This is a genomic window from Mycobacteroides saopaulense, from assembly GCF_001456355.1.
Classification (GTDB): Bacteria; Actinomycetota; Actinomycetes; order Mycobacteriales; family Mycobacteriaceae; genus Mycobacterium; species Mycobacterium saopaulense.
In genome coordinates, this window is the sequence record NZ_CP010271.1 from 1,470,903 (window position 1) to 1,487,461 (window position 16,559).

Sequence of the window (16,559 nt, forward strand, 5' to 3'; positions counted from 1 at the left end):
CAAGAGCGGACACCCACGGTGTTCCACCTCTTGGTGGCTTGTTGGTATCTGTGCGTAAGTTTCTTCCATGAACCAACTCGCGGCGGTGGTGCTCACCGGTGGCGCTTCGCGCCGCATGGGGCGCGACAAGGCCGCCATCCGCTGGGGCGGGCAAACCCTGGCGCGGCGCATCGTGCGGGTGGCGAGCTCGCGGTGTGCGCCCGTGATCGTGGTGCGTGCGCCGGATCAGGACATCGCGACTCCAGACGCGATCGTCGTCGACGATCGCGAGCCGGGGCAGGGGCCATTGGTGGCGCTGGGGCAGGGGCTGCGGGTGGCCGCGGACAGGGGAGCGGTCAGGGCCTTCGTCTGCGCCGTGGACATGCCACTGATTGCCCCGGCACTCATCGATGAACTCGCGGCGGGTGGTGACCGCATCGTCGTCGCCACCGCGGACGGCCGGGATCACTACCTGGCTGCGGTCTATGACGTAGGCCTATGCGACATCGTTGATGAGTTGACTTCCGCCGGGGAACGCCGACTCGGTGCGCTCCTTGAGCGCGTTGGTGCGCAACGAATTTCGATATCCGAGCCGAATTGGATCGTCAACGTGAACACCGAGGCAGACCTGGCGGCGTTGCCACCTTTACCCTGACAGTCGTGTCGCACTCGCATAGCCACTCCCACGCTCATCATGGACTAGGGCCGAAAGGAACCGCACCCTTCGGATCCACCGCCGCCCGCATCGTGGTGGGCCTGCTGGCCGCGATGGGGATCGCCGTCCTCATCGGACTGGTGACGTTGTGGCCCGAGCACCGCACCGTGGATATCCCGCTGCCGTATCAGAACGCCCATGGTGGCGCGGTAACCACCGAGTCGGGCACGGTGCTGTCGACGCGCCTCGGTGAATGCGGCAGTTTGTCGACGGGACAAGTACTCACCGCCGATCCCTCGGCGGGGCAGACGCCCGATTCGACGTGCTCGCTGGACCTCATCGCGATCACCTCCGGGCCCAACTCGGGAGCCAAGACCCAGCTTGAGTTCACCTCCGGCGGCGGACAACCGACTCTTTCTGCCGGAGAACACATCCGGATCACCCGGCAGGTCGACGCGCAGGGTGCGACCAGTTACAGCTTCTATGACTACGAACGCACCTGGCCGCTGGTCGCCGTCGCCGCGGCCTTCGCGATCGTCATCTGCCTGGTGGCGCGCTGGCGCGGATTGCGGGCGCTGGTGGGCATCGTGGTGGCGTTCCTGGTGCTCGCCGTGTTCCTGCTCCCGGCGTTGCGTGACGGCGGTCCCGCGTTGCCGCTGGCATTGGTGGCGTCGGCGACGATCCTGTTCGTGGTCATCTACCTGGCCCATGGCGTGAGCATGCGCACCAGCGCAGCCCTGCTGGGCACGCTCACGGCGATGTTGTTCGCGGCCGGACTGTCCTGGGCCGTCATCGAATTGACGCACCTGACCGGCCTGTCCGACGAGCAGAACAACGAAGTCGCCGCCTACATGGGGGGAGTGTCGATATCGGGGCTGTTGCTTGCCGGCTTCATCATCGGCTCGCTCGGTGTTCTCAACGACGTCACCGTCACCCAGGCATCGACGGTCTTCGAGCTGGCGGAGCTGGGCGACGGTTCCACGCGCAGGGAGGTATTCCTGGGCGCCATGAGGGTCGGGCGCGATCACATCGCCAGCACCGTCTACACACTCGTGCTGGCCTACGCCGGGAACTCGTTGCCGCTCATGTTGCTGTTCAGCGTTGCCAACCGATCTCTGGGTGACGTGCTGACCAGTGAGGGCGTCGCGATCGAGATCGCCCGATCCGCGGTCGGTGGCATCGCGCTGGTGCTGTCCGTTCCGCTGACAACCGCGATCGCCGCAGCCTTGGCGACCCCCGGCAAGCGGGGCGTAACCGCGGGCGGCCGAGCGGCCTAACCGAGGGCGGGCGAGCGGCCTAACCGAAGGCGCAGAACTCGTTTCCGTCCGGGTCGGTGAGCACGGTCCAGCGGATGTCGGTGTCGGGGCCGCGAAGCGCACGGGCGCCGTCGTGCACCAGTTCGGCGGCGTCCGCGCGCACATCCCAGTGCCAGCGGTTCTTCACCACGCGTTCGTCGGGAACCCGGACGAACTTCCAGATCAGGTCGCCCCATCCGGCGCCGCCGCGCAACCACCGCAGTGTGCCGTCGGAGCCGGGCGTGAGCGTGCCGCCGACACGGTCTTGCCACCACTGCGCGATCTCGACCGGTTTGTCGCTGTCGGTGCATACCGCGAAGAGTTTTGCGGGTGTATCGCTTTCGAGCTCTGGATCGAGAAACGCGCAGAACTCGTTGCCTTCGACATCGGCCATCACGACCCATTCCGGTTCGGTTGCCAGTGCCGTCGCGCCCAGTGCGACGAGGTCGTCCACCGTGCGCGCGTAGACGTCGAAATGCACACGGTTCTTGACGGTCTTGGCCTCGGGCACCCGGTTGATCCAGATGTCGACATCCTCGCCGCGCCGGATCAGCGCTTCGCCAGCCTCGTCGATGTCGACCTCCCCGCCAATGGCCGCGGCCCAGAACTTGGCGACCGGGACAGGCAGCGTGGCGTCGATGCAGAAATCCTTGAGACTGGCATTGGGCTTGGGTCCGTTGGGAGACACAGGGGAATCCTATGGGCCAACCACGACACCGCCGGCGTCATATCCGGCGATGCGCTGCAACTGTCTCCAGAACACCGAGGCGGGGATGCGACCCGACGCCCGCACCAGCAGGCCGCCCAGCGCCGCCGGCCGGGCAAAGGTCACGTGCCCGATCTGGCGGCTTCGGTTGACCACCGCACGCGTGCGTGACCTTCGCCGCCGTGCATATTCACGGAAAGCGCTTGGCAGAGAGGATCGTTCGGACGCTGCCGCGCCGAGCACGGCGGCATCCTCGAGTGACAGGCACCCGCCCTGGCCCAGGTGCGGGCGCATCGGATGCGCGGCGTCGCCCACCAGGACCACCCGACCGCCGGTGATCCGGCGCAGGCGTCCGCGATCGTAGATATCGCCGCGCAAGACCGAAGTCTCATCGCTGCTGCGTAGAAGGTCCGGAATGGGATCTGCCCAGTCGCCGAACTTGCCCGTCAGGTAGTCGATTTCGCGGCCGTGTGCGCGCTGCGCCTCGTGGGATCGCTCGCCGGCGAACCAGTAGGTGCGGTTGCCGGACAAAGGCAGGTGGCCGAACTCTATCCCCGGTCCCACGGTAATCCCGGCCAGTTCATCGGGGATGGCCACTGCGGCAATGCCGCGCCACGCGGTGTATCCGGAGTACCGGAATGCGAGCGGGCCGTTGAGATACTGCGCGGCCAGTGATCCGATTCCGTCGGCTCCCACGACCGCGGCGGCGGTGAGCGACGTGCCGTCGGCGAGCTCGACAAAGGTCCCGTGTAGTCCGTCTCGAACGTTGCTCACCCGGGCGCCGTAACGCACGGTCCCCGGCGCGAGGCGGTCGGCCAGAATCGCCAGGAGTTGATTGCGTTCGGTGACGGCGACAGGCTCTCCCACGGCCTTGGTGAGCTGTCCGCTCGGTGGTTCTCGCAGCACCCGCCCGTTGTGCCAGCGCATCATCCCGGTCTCCACACGGGCGCTTGCGGCGCGCACCTCGTCGCCCACGCCTAAGGCATCGCATGCCGCTAATGCATTGGGCCATAAGGTAATTGCATATCCGGTGGAGGTGCCGTCCCGGTCATCGAGAACCACGACGTCGCGCCCGGATCGTTGTAACGCGACTGCGGTGGCAAGACCGGCAATCCCGGCGCCAACCACGACAATGTGGTCGCTCATAGCTTGACGTTATGGGCGGACCCCACAGCGGTAAAGGGTCTGGGGTTGTGATGTTCGGCATTCGTTCACTCGCGGCTGATCTGCTTGGCTAAGGTTCACCAAACCCCAGATATCTAGGAGGAGACCCATGGCCACACTCGACGAGCTACTGAATGAGATCCCGACCGATCAGATCGCCGCAAAGCTCGGGGTCGACAACGAGACGGCCGACAAGGCGATCAAGTCCGTGGTCCCGCTGCTGGTGGGTGGCCTGCAGGCCAACGCCGACGACCCGGAGAAGGCCGCCGATCTGCAGGCCAACGTCAACAGCGCACCGAGCACCCTTCTCGACGGCGGCGTGAACGTCGATGACGTCGACCAGAATGCGGGTAGCGCCGTCGTCGCCTCGCTGTTCGGTGACAACAACGCGGACGACGTCGCCGCGAAGCTCTCCGGTGCGGGTGCAGGCAACAGCGACCTGATCAAGCAGCTGCTGCCCATCCTGGCTCCGATCGTGCTGGCCTTCGTGGCCAAGAAGCTCACCGGCGGCGGTGCGCAGGCGGCGCCCGCGGAGGCACCCGCCGCCAGCGGCGGCGGAATCGGCGACATCCTGGGCAACATCCTCGGCAGCGCCGTCGGCGGCGGGGCGGCTCAGGGTGGAAACAACCCGCTCGGCAGCATCCTGGGCAGCGTGCTCGGCAGCAAGGGCGGAAGCGACGCGCTCGGCAGCATCCTGGGCGGGCTTCTGGGCGGCAAGAAGTAACCGCGCAGTCTCACTCGGAACCACCCGGCGCCCCGCGGCCCGGGTGGTTCCGTCGTGTGGTGGCCCGCCCGCCCGGGCCAGTGCTTCTCGGAGCCGCGACGGTCGCGTGCGGCGGCGCGCTGTGGGGAGCGTCATGTCCGGGCGGGGACTTCTTCCTCCTGCTGCTTGTCGGGTATGCGGCCGTGGCGATCGCCATCGTGTGGGTGCTACGGACGGCATGTCACCTCGCCCTGCGACGCGCCGGTTCTGGGGAGGCGCGAGCATCGTGGTTACGGGTGAGTGCGGTCCCCGTGGTGATCGCGATGACACTCCTGGCCATTGGCGGCGACGTGCCCATGCGTCTGCGGTTCGCGCAGGCACGAGGCGCTTTTGAGGGGATTGTGCGGTCGATTCAGGAGGGCCGTCCTGCGCCGACAGTGGTTCGGTTGGGCACCTATCGTGTCAGGAGTGTCAGCTCGCGGGGTCCGAACATCTACTTCGTCGTCGACGGCGGTGGGTTCCTCACCGACGAGGGATTCGTCTATCTGCCGCACGGCGCGCCGCAGAAATCAGAGATCGGTGAGAGAACCTGGGTGCGGCACTTCGGCGGCGATTGGTACACCTTCAGCGCCGATATGTTCTGAGCCGCTTGGCACGTGAAAATGGCAGGGACCGGCAACCCTAGAATCTGATGGGTGACCCAAATCCCTGATACCAATGCCGCCGACTCCCTGCCCACGTCATGGGATCCGGGAGCGGTAGAGGCGGATCTCTATCAGGGCTGGGTGGACGCCGGATACTTCACCGCGGACCCGTCCAGTGACAAGCCCGGCTACTCGATCGTGTTGCCGCCCCCGAACGTGACCGGCAGCCTGCATATGGGGCACGCGCTCGACCACACCCTCATGGACGCCCTCACGCGCCGCAAACGCATGCAGGGCTACGAGGTGCTGTGGCTGCCGGGCATGGACCACGCGGGCATCGCGACGCAGAGCGTCGTGGAAAAGCAGCTGGCCGCCGACGGCAAGACCAAAGAGGACTTCGGCCGCGAGCTGTTCGTCGAGAAGGTGTGGGACTGGAAGCGCGAGTCCGGCGGCACCATCGGCGGGCAGATGCGCCGCCTCGGCGACGGTGTCGACTGGAGCCGCGACCGCTTCACCATGGACGAGGGCCTGTCCCGTGCGGTGCGCACCATCTTCAAGAAGCTGTTCGACGCCGGGCTGATCTATCGGGCCGAGCGGCTGGTCAACTGGTCGCCCGAGCTCAAGACCGCCATCTCCGACTTGGAGGTCAAGTACGAGGAGGTCGAGGGCGAGCTCGTCTCGTTCCGCTACGGCTCTCTCGACGACAGTGAGCCGCATCTGGTGGTGGCGACCACCCGACTGGAGACGATGCTCGGTGATACCGCGATCGCGGTGCACCCCGACGACGAGCGTTACCGGCACCTGATCGGCACCGAGCTGGCGCACCCGTTCCAGGACCGCAGCATTCCGATCGTCGCCGACAACCATGTCGACCCCGAGTTCGGCACCGGTGCGGTCAAGGTGACTCCGGCGCATGACCCCAACGACTTCGAGATCGGGCTGCGGCACAGCCTGCCGATGCCGACGATCATGGACGTTCACGGCCGGATCTGCGACAGCGGAACGCAATTCGACGGCATGGACCGATTCGAGGCGCGGGTCAAGGTGCGTGAGGCGCTGGCCGAGCAGGGCCGCATCGTGGCGGAGAAACGCCCATACCTGCACAGCGTCGGGCATTCCGAGCGCTCCGGTGAGCCCATTGAGCCTCGCCTGTCGATGCAGTGGTGGGTCAAGGTCGAGTCGCTGGCCAAGGCCGCCGGTGACGCGGTTCGGGGCGGTGACACCGTGATTCACCCGGCCAGCCTGGAGCCGCGCTGGTTCGCCTGGGTGGACGACATGCATGACTGGTGTATCTCCCGCCAGCTGTGGTGGGGTCACCGCATCCCCATCTGGCACGGCCCCGGCGGCGAGATCGTGTGCCTGGGCCCCGACGAGACAGCCCCCGAGGGCTACGAGCAGGACCCGGATGTGCTCGACACCTGGTTCTCCTCGGCGCTGTGGCCGTTCTCCACGATGGGTTGGCCCGAGGCCACCCCGGAGCTGGAGAAGTTTTATCCCACAAGCGTTCTCGTCACCGGGTACGACATCCTGTTCTTCTGGGTGGCGCGGATGATGATGTTCGGCACCTTCGTGGCCGGCGACCCCGTGCTGCATGGCGGCAAGGTGCCGTTCGACAACGTCTTCCTGCACGGCCTGATCCGCGATCAGTTCGGTCAGAAGATGAGCAAGTCCAAGGGCAACGGCATCGATCCGCTGGACTGGGTGGAGATGTTCGGCGCCGACGCGCTGCGCTTCACCCTGGCCCGCGGCGCCAGCCCCGGTGGCGACCTGTCCATTGGCGAGGACGCCGCCCGCGCCTCGCGCAACTTCACCACGAAGCTGTTCAACGCCACCCGTTTCGCGTTGATGAATGGTGCCGCGCTGGGCGAGCTTCCCGCCGCCGATGCCCTCACCGATGCGGACCGATGGATTCTGGGGCGCCTCGAGCAGGTGCGCGCGGAGGTGGACGCCGCACTGGATCGCTACGAGTTCAGCGTGGCCTGCGAGGCGCTGTATCACTTCGCCTGGGACGAGTTCTGTGACTGGTACCTGGAATTGGCAAAGGTCCAGATGAACGACAGGGCCGACGGCACCCGCGTCGTGCTGGCCACGGTGCTGGACACCCTGCTGCGGCTGCTGCATCCGGTCATCCCGTTTGTCACCGAGGTGCTGTGGAAGACGGTCACCGGCCAGGAGTCCGTGGTGATCGCCGACTGGCCCACCGGCTCGGGTATCGAGCTGGACAGCGTTGCCGCGCAGCGCATTGCCGACATGCAGAAGCTGGTGACCGAGGTTCGGCGGTTCCGGAGCGACCAGGGGCTGGGTGACCGGCAGAAGGTGGCGGCCCGGTTGGCCGGTGTTCTGGATGCCGGATTGGACGGACAACTTGCCGCAGTGACCTCGCTGGCCTGGCTCACTCCCGCGGAAGACGGTTTCACCCCGACGGCGTCGGTGGAGGTGCGGCTGTCCGCAGGCACCGTCACCGTCGAGGTCGACACCTCCGGCACCGTCGACATCGAAGCCGAACGTCGACGGTTGGAGAAGGATCTTGCCGCCGCGCGCAAGGAACTCGACGGCACCACAGGCAAACTGGGCAACGACGCCTTCCTGGCGAAGGCGCCCGAGGCCGTCGTCGAGAAGATTCGTGCCCGCCAACAGGTGGCCACCGAGGAAGTCGAGCGGATCACCGCCCGTTTGGCGGGACTGGCGTGAGCGAGACGTTGAGTCCGGAACCCTCGCCCGACGAGATCGCGGCCCTGCTGCAGATCGAGTATCTGCTCGATCAACGCTGGCCGGAGACCAAGATCGAACCGTCCACCGACCGCATCGTCGCGCTGATGGAACTACTGGGCTCGCCCCAACGCGCGTATCCGTGTATCCACGTCGCCGGAACCAACGGCAAGACCTCGGTGACGCGGATGATCGACGCGCTGCTGACGGCACTGCATCGGCGTACCGGGCGTACCACCAGCCCGCATCTGCAGTCGGCGGTCGAACGTATCGCCATTGACGGCCAACCGATCTCGCCCGCGAAGTACGTGGAAATCTACTCCGAGATCGAACCGTTCGTGGAGCTGGTGGACAAGCAGTCGCAGGAGCAGGGTGGCCCAGCGATGAGCAAGTTCGAGGTGCTGGTCGCCATGGCATTCGTCGCCTTCGCCGACGCGCCGGTGGACATCGCCGTGGTGGAGGTTGGGCTCGGCGGGCGCTGGGACGCCACCAATATCGTGGACGCCCCAGTTGCCGTCATCACTCCGATCGGCATCGACCATGTCGAATTCCTGGGTCCCGACCTGGCCACCATCGCGAACGAGAAGGCCGGAATCATCAAGCGGCACAAGCTCGATGCGATGACCGGCGAGGCCGGTGCCGACACCGTGGCCGTGATCGCTCAGCAGGCCCCCGAGGCAATGGACGTGCTGCTGCGTCAAACCGTCGAAGCCGACGCCGCCGTGGCGCGTGAAGGCTCGGAGTTCGCGGTGCTGTCGCGTCAGGTCGCGGTCGGAGGCCAGCAGTTGGAGCTGCAGGGCCTGGGCGGGGTGTACCCGGAGATCTTCCTGCCGTTGCACGGTGAGCATCAGGCGCATAACGCCGCCGTCGCTCTGGCCGCGGTCGAGGCGTTCTTCGGTGCGGGGGCGGACCGCCAGCTCGATATCGATGCGGTGCGAGCAGGATTCGCGTCGGTGATCGTGCCCGGGCGTTTGGAGCGGGTGCGCAGCGCTCCCGCGGTCTTCCTGGACGCCGCTCACAATCCGCATGGCGCGGCCGCGCTGGCCGACACCCTGCAATCCGAATTCGACTTCCGCCGCCTGGTCGGCGTCGTCAGCGTGATGGCCGACAAGGACGTCGCCGGTATTCTCGCCGCGCTTGAACCGGCATTCGACGAGATCGTGGTGACACACAACGGTTCTCCCCGTGCCATGGAGACCGACGCGCTGGCGGGTATCGCGCTTGAACTGTTCGGTGAAGACCGCGTCGTGGTGGCGCCCACCCTGCTCGACGCCATCGAGACCGCCACCGCGATGGTCGAAGAAGTCGCCGAAGACGGCGGAGCGGAAGGCTTTTCCGGCACCGGCATCGTCATCACCGGATCGGTCGTCACCGCGGGTGCCGCCCGGACACTGTTCGGAAAGGATCCGCAGTGAGTAATCCCGAGGACGAGACCCAGCCGGCTCCGGTGGATCCGTGGCGGGGTTTCCGCGGGGTGATGGCAGGCACGCTCATCCTGGAGACAATCGTGGTGCTATTGGCCATCCCGGTGGTGAAGACGGTGGGCGGCGGGCTCTCGCCGTTGTCGCTGACCTTTCTCATCGGCATCGCGGTGGCCATGATCTTGCTCTCCGGCATGCAGGGCCGGCCCTGGGCGCTGCAAGCCAATCTGGCACTGCAAGTGGTGCTCGTCGCGGGGTTCTTCGTGAACGCCGCGATCGGATTCGTGGGCCTGTTGTTTCTCGGCGTCTGGTTGCTGATCTGGTACATGCGCAACCAGGTCCGTGACCGTCAGAGCCGCGGGGAGCTGCCGGGTCAGCGGGGGAGCGCTACCGACCAGTAGGCTGTCGCCCGTGACTGAGCGGACGCTGGTTTTGATCAAGCCCGATGGTGTGCGGCGGGGACTTGTCGGTGAGGTGTTGAACCGTATCGAGCGCAAGGGCCTGACACTGGCCGCGCTGGAACTGAAGAACGTGGACGACGCCACGGCCCGGGCCCACTATGCCGAGCATGCGGAGAAGCCGTTCTTCGGTTCTCTGCTCGAGTTCATCACCTCGGGTCCGCTCGTGGCGGCCGTGCTGGAGGGCCCGCGCGCCATCGCCGCGTTCCGGCAGCTGGCCGGGGGCACCGACCCCGTGGAGAAGGCCGCCACCGGCAGCATCCGTGGCGACTTCGCCCTGGAGACCCAGGAGAACCTGGTGCACGGCTCCGACTCACCCGAGTCCGCGGCCCGCGAGATCGCGCTCTGGTTCCCCGCCCTCTGACCCAATCCCCCTGATCTGAAACCCACGAGTGTGCGGTTTGCGTCGGTTCCTCGCGGAATTTCGACGTAAATCGCACACTCGATTTATATGCCGGGGAAGCGCGCGGCCGAGCTGATTGGTGTCCTGGTCCTCACCACCTGATTCGTATGGGATACTGAGTGTGGGTCACGGCACATGCGGCCACAACCGGCCAGCCACCGACCCGAATGACGGCACGGCGAGCGCGATCACCATTGCAGCACGTCAAGCCATCATTCCAGCCAGGCACCGGGTGGGTTCGGAACTGCGGCATCGCAGCGACGGATCGCTCGGAGCAAGACCACCACAAACCCGGACCTAGCCCGGGTACATAGAGAGAAAGCCCTCGCGTGGCCGCGTCTGACGACGCGCCCGGGGGCTTGAGGAGAATAAGTGGCCGACTATGAGCTACCAGAAGACCTACACACCAGCACACCTGAAGGGGAACAAGCCGCGCTAACGCCGGACACCCCGAAACTCCCTGCTGAACAGGGAGAACTACCCGAGAAGCTGCGAGTGCACTCCCTCGCGCGCGTGCTCGGAACCTCCACACGCCGCGTACTCGACGCGCTGTCCAACCTGGACGGGCGGGCCCGCAGCCCTCACTCGAATGTCGACAAGCAGGATGCCGCGAAGGTGCGCGAGGCGCTCGCCGGTGAGGCGGAACCCGCTTCCGCGCCGGAGCCCGTCGCGGTGGTGGCCGCCGAGGAGGCGGCTCCCGCGGTCGCCGAGAGCTCACCCGAGGATCCCGACAACCCGCCGACCACTCCGATTCTCGTCGCCGAGACGACAGTCATCGAGGCTGCCGCGGTGCCGGTGCCCCCGGCGTCTGGCCCGACCGCCTATGACTACGGCCCGCTCTTCGTGGCACCGCAGGCACCCGAGCCCCAGGAACGCCCCGTGCCCGCTCGCGCCGAGAAGGCCGCGGAGAAGCCCGTCGAGAAGACCGAGGACGTCGACGAGGATTCCGGCGACGGCGACGATCCGGACGGCGACGGCGATCGTCCGGCGCGCCGCAGGCGTCGCGGACGTCGTGGACGTGGGCGCGGCCGCGGCGAGCAGGCCGGTGGCGAAGGCGGCGACGAATCCGACGGTGAGGGTGGCGAGACCACCGACGCCGACGATGCTCCCGAGAACGGCGAAGACGCCGCCGCGACCGACGGTGACGAGTCGAACGCCGAGGACGGCGACACCCCGGAGGGCGCCAGCCGCCGCCGACGTCGGCGCAGGCGGCGTAAGGCCGGAAGTGGCGACGACGGCGATGGCCCGTCGGACGACGATCCGCCCAACACCGTTGTGCACGAGCGCAGGCCGCGGGCCGAGCGGGGCGACGAGATTCAGGGCATCTCCGGATCCACTCGCCTGGAGGCCAAGCGTCAGCGTCGGCGTGATGGTCGCGACGCCGGACGGCGCCGCCCGCCGATCCTGACCGAGGCGGAGTTCCTGGCCCGGCGTGAGGCTGTCGACCGGGTGATGGTCGTGCGGGACAAGACCCGTACCGAGCCGCCACACGAGGGTGCCCGGTACACGCAGATCGCGGTTCTCGAGGACGGTGTGCTCGTCGAGCACTTCGTGACGTCGGCGGCGTCTGCTTCGCTGGTGGGCAACATCTACCTCGGTGTCGTGCAGAACGTGCTGCCCTCGATGGAGGCGGCCTTCGTGGACATCGGTCGTGGCCGCAACGGCGTCCTGTACGCCGGTGAGGTCAACTGGGATGCAGCCGGTCTCGGCGGCTCGAACCGCAAGATCGAGCAGGCGCTCAAGTCGGGCGACTACGTCCTGGTCCAGGTCAGCAAGGACCCGGTCGGACACAAGGGCGCCCGCCTGACCACGCAGATCTCGCTGGCGGGCCGCTACCTGGTCTATGTGCCGGGTGCGTCGTCGACCGGAATCAGTCGCAAGCTCCCCGATACCGAGCGGCAGCGTCTCAAGGAGATTCTGCGGGACATCGTCCCGTCGGACGCCGGTGTCATCATCCGCACCGCATCAGAAGGCGTGCGGGAAGAGGACATTCGCGCCGATGTGCAGCGGCTGCAGGAGCAGTGGCAGGACATCGAAAAGCGTTCCGCCGACCTCACCTCCAAGGCTTCCGGGGCCGCTGTGGCTCTCTACGAGGAGCCCGACGTGCTGGTCAAGGTGGTCCGAGACCTGTTCAACGAGGACTTCTCCAAGCTCATCATCGAGGGCGACGCCGCCTGGGGCACTATCGATGACTACGTGAAAACCGTTGCACCCGATCTTCTTTCGCGGATCGAGCGGTACGAGGGCAAGGAAGGCCCGGACGTGTTCGTGGTGCACCGCATCGACGAACAGCTGGCCAAGGCGCTCGATCGCAAGGTGTGGCTGCCCTCGGGCGGAACGCTGGTCATCGATCGCACCGAGGCCATGACGGTCGTCGACGTCAACACCGGGAAGTTCACCGGTGCGGGCGGCAACCTGGAAGAGACCGTCACCCGCAACAACCTGGAAGCCGCCGAGGAGGTCGTGCGGCAGCTGCGTCTGCGCGACGTCGGTGGCATCGTCGTCATCGACTTCATCGACATGGTGCTCGAATCCAACAGGGATCTGGTGCTGCGCCGTCTCACCGAGGCATTGGGGCGTGACCGCACCCGTCACCAGGTGTCGGAGGTGACCTCCCTGGGGTTGGTGCAGCTGACTCGCAAGAAGCTGGGCACCGGCCTGATCGAGGCCTTCTCATCCACCTGTGCCCACTGCGCCGGTCGCGGCATCGTGTTGCATGTCGATCCCGTGGATACCGCCGCGGCGGCGACGGGCGCGAAGAAGGCCGAACCCGGACGGCGGGCCAAGAGGTCTCGCAAGGGCAAGGCCGAGGAGCCAGAGGTGGTGGTGGCGCGCACGCCCTCGCACCCGCAGGGAGAACACCCGATGTTCCGGGCGATGGCGGCGGCGAACGGCCACCATGAAGGTGATGAAGACGGTGAGCCCGCCGACGAGGCGCTGGACAACGACGCGGTCGACGAGGTCGAGGACATTGTCGAGGCCGTCGAGAGCGCCGAGACACCAGGCGACCCGGGGGCCGAAACCAAGTCCGCTCCCGCCGAGAGTGACGGCACGCAGGAAACCCAGGCCGAAAGTGCGCCTGAGGTTACTGTCGACGAGCCCGAGGCGCCGGAGGCCGCACCGAAACCGGCTGCCGAGGCGCCCACCAGGCCCCGACGCAGGCGGTCGGCGGCTCGTGCCGCAGGGCCGCCGGTCGAGCACTAAGCCGCGCGGCAGCGGTTAGTTGCAGCGCTCTCGGAAATCACCCAGGGGCTGGCGGATCTCCTGGAGATCAGCCTTGACCTGGGGATTTTCCTCCAGATACTGCCGGGCCTTGTCCCGGACCTGATCCTTGGGCTGGCCCTTGAGGCTCGTGAAGAAGTCGTTCACGTCCGGATGGGTGAACAAGTAGGACGACGTGGCCGCGGAGACGCCCGTCGCGACACCCGCGAGGTCCGCGGCCGTGCAGTTGGGGGGCGGATCGGCGGCGGCGACAACGGCTCCGTGCAGCGCCAGCGCGGCGGCGACACCGAATAGCCCCGCGGCCATCCTGCGGGCGGCCCATGCTGTCATCATGACTCCTCTGTGGTCGAATTCATCACTGCTGGAACGGCATTGATCACCGCGGCCCTCCGCCACCGCCACCGGGGCGGCCTGGCCGCCCGAAGTCCGGCGGTGGAGACGGGTTGACGGTGGGCGGTGTGTGCTCGGAACCGAGGATGAGATCCATTCCCCAGTTGTCGCAGGACCAGTCGTTCTCACAGGGATAGGGGACATATGGCGTCGAGGATGTCGTGCTTGCGCCCCCACGAACGTCGCCCTGCGCGCACAAGGTGGTTCCGTTGGCGTTGACGCAATCGGCCGCGGCGGGCTCCGCAGCGATCACGGCGAGCGCCGGCAGCATGATCACCACGCCGGCCGACAGGAAGCACCGAATGGTTCTCATGCTGCCACCTTCGCACTCAGAGGAGCCGATCGCCCGCCGATCGGTACGGTTATCTGCGGCGGCCCGGGCTCGGTGAGAGAAGTGTAGTTCCGATCACACCCGCGAAGAGTGCGATTAGGACTCCGGCATCGCCGAGCGAGGGGTGTCAGTTTGACCCTTAGCCCGCTGGTCACGTACCCTTAGGACCTTAAGAAGACCGTCGCGAGGCTTCCGGCCCGCGGCATGCGGCCCAGTGGAACAACCGAGCGGGCCCACCCCACGATCCAGATGCGTCAGCCGACCTGGTTGCGCGCGTCCGAACAGCAGAGCAGAGGTAGACGCAACGATGGCGACCTACGCAATCGTCAAGACCGGTGGCAAGCAGTACAAGGTTGCCGTCGGCGACCTGGTGAAGGTCGAGAAGATCGACTCGGAGCTCGGCTCCTCGGTGCAGCTGCCCGTCGCCCTGGTCGTGGATGGCGCCACCGTCACCACCGACGCGGACAAGCTGGCCAAGGTTGCAGTGACCGGCGAGATCGTCGAGCACACCAAGGGCCCGAAGATCCGCATCCACAAGTTCAAGAACAAGACCGGCTACCACAAGCGGCAGGGTCACCGTCAGCGGCTGACCGTGCTCAAGGTCACCGGAATCAAGTAGGAGCGTCTGACACATGGCACACAAGAAGGGCGCGTCCAGCTCGCGCAACGGTCGTGACTCCGCCGCGCAGCGGCTCGGCGTCAAGCGGTTCGGTGGCCAGCTCGTCAAGGCCGGCGAGATCCTGGTCCGCCAGCGCGGCACCCACTTCCACCCCGGTGTGAACGTCGGGCGTGGCGGCGACGACACCCTGTTCGCGACTTCTGCGGGCACCGTTGAGTTCGGCGCCAAGCGTGGTCGCCGGGTCGTCAACATCCTCCCGGTCGACGCTTAATTTGTTGTTTTCTGTTCTGCGTTGATCGAACAGAGAACAGTGTGAAGGAGGCTTAGGTGCCTCGTTTTGTTGATCGCGTCGTCATCCATGCCAAGGCAGGTACCGGCGGTCACGGCTGTGCTTCGGTGCATCGTGAAAAGTTCAAGCCGCTGGGCGGGCCCGATGGCGGCAACGGCGGTCGCGGCGGCAGCGTGATTCTCGAAGTGGACCCGCAGGTGCATACCCTGCTGGACTTCCACTTCCACCCGCATGTGCAGGCGCCCAACGGTACGCAGGGCATGGGGGCCCACCGCAACGGCGCCAACGGCGACGACTTGATTCTCAAGGTGCCCGACGGCACCGTCGTGCTGGACGACGATGGCCGGATTCTTGCCGACTTGGTCGGCGCGGGTGCGCGTTTCGACGCAGCGGCCGGTGGCCGAGGCGGCTTGGGCAACGCCGCGTTGGCATCCCGGGCACGCAAGGCCCCCGGTTTTGCATTGCTCGGCGAGGCCGGTGCCGAGGTCGACCTCACCCTCGAACTGAAAACCGTCGCCGATGTCGGGCTGGTCGGCTTCCCGTCGGCGGGTAAATCCTCTCTGGTCTCGGTGCTTTCGGCCGCCAAGCCGAAGATCGCGGACTATCCGTTCACCACATTGGTGCCCAATCTCGGCGTGGTGACCACCGGCGAACACTCCTTCGTGATGGCCGATGTCCCCGGGCTCATTCCGGGCGCAGCCGATGGACGCGGGCTGGGGCTGGAATTCCTGCGGCACATCGAGCGCTGCGCCGTGCTGGTTCATGTCGTGGACTGCGCGACGCTGGAACCCGGCCGCGACCCGGTCTCTGATATCGATGCTCTGGAAAATGAGTTGGCGCGATATCAACCCACGTTGCAAGCTGATTCCGTGCTCGGTGATCTGGCCGATCGGCCTCGTGCGGTGGTGCTCAACAAGGTCGACGTGCCCGAGGCCGACGAGCTTGCCGACTTTGTCACCGAAGAGGTCTCCAAGCGCGGCTGGCCGGTCTTCAAGGTGTCGACCTTGACCCGTGACGGACTGCGGCCGTTGACCTTCGCGCTGTGGGAGATGATCGAGGCGGCCCGCGCCGCACAGCCCGAACCGGTGAAGACCCGCCCGGTGATCAGACCGATCCCCATCGACGAGAGCGGATTCACCGTGTCCCCGGACCCGGATAATCCGGGTGGTTTCGTAGTGCGCGGTGTGCGGCCCGAACGCTGGATCCGTCAGACCAACTTCGAAAACGACGAGGCCGTGGGCTATCTGGGTGACCGGTTGGCACGTCTGGGCGTCGAAGACGCGTTGCTCAAGCTCGGGGCACAACCCGGCTGCGCGGTCACCATCGGGGCGATGACCTTCGATTGGGAGCCGCAGACCCCGGCGGGTGTCGACGTGACGCTCAGCGGGCGCGGCACCGATGCGCGTATCGACAAGGTCGATCGAGTGGGTGCGGCCGAACGCCGCCAGGCCCGCCGGGTGCGCCGCGGGCAAGTGGAACCCGAGTGAGCCCCGGAGCCGCGAAGCCGGCGACATCCAGCCCCGGAGCCGCGAAGCCGGCGACATCCAGCCCCGGAGCCGCGAAGCCGGCGA

16 protein-coding genes are annotated in these 16,559 nt (G+C 66.8%); 12 read left to right on the top strand and 4 right to left on the bottom strand.

The features are described from left to right. Positions 1-67: 67 nt before the first annotated feature. Together mobA and MYCSP_RS07345 are read left to right on the top strand one after the other, a co-directional pair. The gene (gene mobA / locus MYCSP_RS07340; protein ID WP_083019369.1) at positions 68-634 is read left to right on the top strand and encodes a molybdenum cofactor guanylyltransferase; all 567 of its coding nucleotides are present in this window, start codon (positions 68-70) and stop codon (positions 632-634) included. A 5-nt stretch (positions 635-639) separates the two neighbouring features. Further along, entirely contained in the window at positions 640-1,911 is a 1,272-nt protein-coding gene (locus tag MYCSP_RS07345) for a YibE/F family protein (RefSeq protein WP_207547385.1), read from the top strand. Positions 1,912-1,930: 19 nt separating this feature from the next. On the opposite strand, the gene MYCSP_RS07350 is transcribed toward MYCSP_RS07345, so the two are convergent. Together MYCSP_RS07350 and MYCSP_RS07355 are read right to left on the bottom strand one after the other, a co-directional pair. Beyond that, entirely contained in the window at positions 1,931-2,617 is a 687-nt protein-coding gene (locus MYCSP_RS07350) for a VOC family protein (RefSeq protein ID WP_088413495.1), read from the bottom strand. 9 nt (positions 2,618-2,626) lie between these two features. Then, entirely contained in the window at positions 2,627-3,781 is a 1,155-nt protein-coding gene (locus tag MYCSP_RS07355; RefSeq protein WP_088413496.1) for an FAD-dependent oxidoreductase, read from the bottom strand. 127 nt (positions 3,782-3,908) lie between these two features. Here MYCSP_RS07355 and MYCSP_RS07360 point away from each other — a divergent pair, with 127 nt between their 5' ends. The 7 genes from MYCSP_RS07360 to MYCSP_RS07390 all read left to right on the top strand — a co-directional run bounded on the left by MYCSP_RS07360 (position 3,909) and on the right by MYCSP_RS07390 (position 13,341). Further along, complete coding sequence (locus tag MYCSP_RS07360) at positions 3,909-4,523, top strand: DUF937 domain-containing protein (RefSeq protein WP_070911192.1); 615 nt, start codon at positions 3,909-3,911, stop codon at positions 4,521-4,523. Between the two features lie 59 nt (positions 4,524-4,582). Beyond that, positions 4,583-5,146 (top strand): hypothetical protein, encoded by a 564-nt coding sequence (locus MYCSP_RS07365; RefSeq protein ID WP_131822170.1) that lies wholly within the window; start codon positions 4,583-4,585, stop codon positions 5,144-5,146. Between the two features lie 51 nt (positions 5,147-5,197). Then, positions 5,198-7,837, top strand: a complete 2,640-nt coding sequence (locus MYCSP_RS07370) for a valine--tRNA ligase (protein ID WP_088413497.1) — start codon at positions 5,198-5,200, stop codon at positions 7,835-7,837. Then, positions 7,834-9,270 (top strand): bifunctional tetrahydrofolate synthase/dihydrofolate synthase, encoded by a 1,437-nt coding sequence (gene folC, locus MYCSP_RS07375; protein WP_083014142.1) that lies wholly within the window; start codon positions 7,834-7,836, stop codon positions 9,268-9,270. Before MYCSP_RS07370 ends, folC begins: the two co-directional genes overlap by 4 nt. Before the next feature lie 62 nt (positions 9,271-9,332). Then, entirely contained in the window at positions 9,333-9,677 is a 345-nt protein-coding gene (locus MYCSP_RS07380) for a DUF4233 domain-containing protein (RefSeq protein ID WP_088415504.1), read from the top strand. A 10-nt stretch (positions 9,678-9,687) separates the two neighbouring features. Then, positions 9,688-10,098, top strand: coding sequence for a nucleoside-diphosphate kinase (ndk, locus tag MYCSP_RS07385; protein ID WP_070911187.1), 411 nt, complete (start codon positions 9,688-9,690; stop codon positions 10,096-10,098). A gap of 411 nt (positions 10,099-10,509) precedes the next feature. Continuing rightward, a complete protein-coding gene (locus tag MYCSP_RS07390; RefSeq protein ID WP_088413498.1) occupies positions 10,510-13,341 on the top strand; it encodes a translation initiation factor IF-2 N-terminal domain-containing protein in 2,832 nt (943 codons plus the stop codon). A gap of 15 nt (positions 13,342-13,356) precedes the next feature. Here the strand turns inward: MYCSP_RS07390 and MYCSP_RS07395 are convergent, their stop codons facing one another. Then, on the bottom strand, positions 13,357-13,689 hold the full coding sequence (locus MYCSP_RS07395) for a heme-binding protein (RefSeq protein ID WP_088415506.1): 333 nt from the start codon (positions 13,687-13,689) through the stop codon (positions 13,357-13,359). A gap of 46 nt (positions 13,690-13,735) precedes the next feature. Further along, positions 13,736-14,062 carry a hypothetical protein gene (locus MYCSP_RS07400; protein ID WP_070911185.1) on the bottom strand — a complete coding sequence of 109 codons (327 nt, stop codon included), beginning with the start codon at positions 14,060-14,062 and terminating at the stop codon, positions 13,736-13,738. A gap of 325 nt (positions 14,063-14,387) precedes the next feature. Between MYCSP_RS07400 and rplU the strand changes: the two genes are divergently transcribed. The 3 genes from rplU to obgE are packed head-to-tail and all read left to right on the top strand — an operon-like array spanning position 14,388 to position 16,475. Beyond that, on the top strand, positions 14,388-14,699 hold the full coding sequence (rplU, locus tag MYCSP_RS07405; protein ID WP_070911184.1) for a 50S ribosomal protein L21: 312 nt from the start codon (positions 14,388-14,390) through the stop codon (positions 14,697-14,699). Between the two features lie 13 nt (positions 14,700-14,712). After that, the gene (gene rpmA / locus MYCSP_RS07410; protein ID WP_070911183.1) at positions 14,713-14,970 is read left to right on the top strand and encodes a 50S ribosomal protein L27; all 258 of its coding nucleotides are present in this window, start codon (positions 14,713-14,715) and stop codon (positions 14,968-14,970) included. Between the two features lie 56 nt (positions 14,971-15,026). Next, complete coding sequence (gene obgE, locus MYCSP_RS07415) at positions 15,027-16,475, top strand: GTPase ObgE (RefSeq protein ID WP_083014138.1); 1,449 nt, start codon at positions 15,027-15,029, stop codon at positions 16,473-16,475. Positions 16,476-16,559: the final 84 nt, after the last annotated feature.

What these genes read in the sequence shown, in the direction of transcription:
- rplU (WP_070911184.1), top strand. Translation starts at nt 14,388, where the DNA reads ATGGCGACCTACGCAATCGTCAAGACCGGTGGCAAGCAGTACAAGGTT.
- mobA (WP_083019369.1), top strand. Translation starts at nt 68, where the DNA reads ATGAACCAACTCGCGGCGGTGGTGCTCACCGGTGGCGCTTCGCGCCGC.
- MYCSP_RS07395 (WP_088415506.1), bottom strand. Translation starts at nt 13,689, where the DNA reads ATGACAGCATGGGCCGCCCGCAGGATGGCCGCGGGGCTATTCGGTGTC.
- MYCSP_RS07355 (WP_088413496.1), bottom strand. Translation starts at nt 3,781, where the DNA reads ATGAGCGACCACATTGTCGTGGTTGGCGCCGGGATTGCCGGTCTTGCC.
- MYCSP_RS07380 (WP_088415504.1), top strand. Translation starts at nt 9,333, where the DNA reads ATGGCAGGCACGCTCATCCTGGAGACAATCGTGGTGCTATTGGCCATC.
- rpmA (WP_070911183.1), top strand. Translation starts at nt 14,713, where the DNA reads ATGGCACACAAGAAGGGCGCGTCCAGCTCGCGCAACGGTCGTGACTCC.
- MYCSP_RS07400 (WP_070911185.1), bottom strand. Translation starts at nt 14,062, where the DNA reads ATGAGAACCATTCGGTGCTTCCTGTCGGCCGGCGTGGTGATCATGCTG.
- MYCSP_RS07360 (WP_070911192.1), top strand. Translation starts at nt 3,909, where the DNA reads ATGGCCACACTCGACGAGCTACTGAATGAGATCCCGACCGATCAGATC.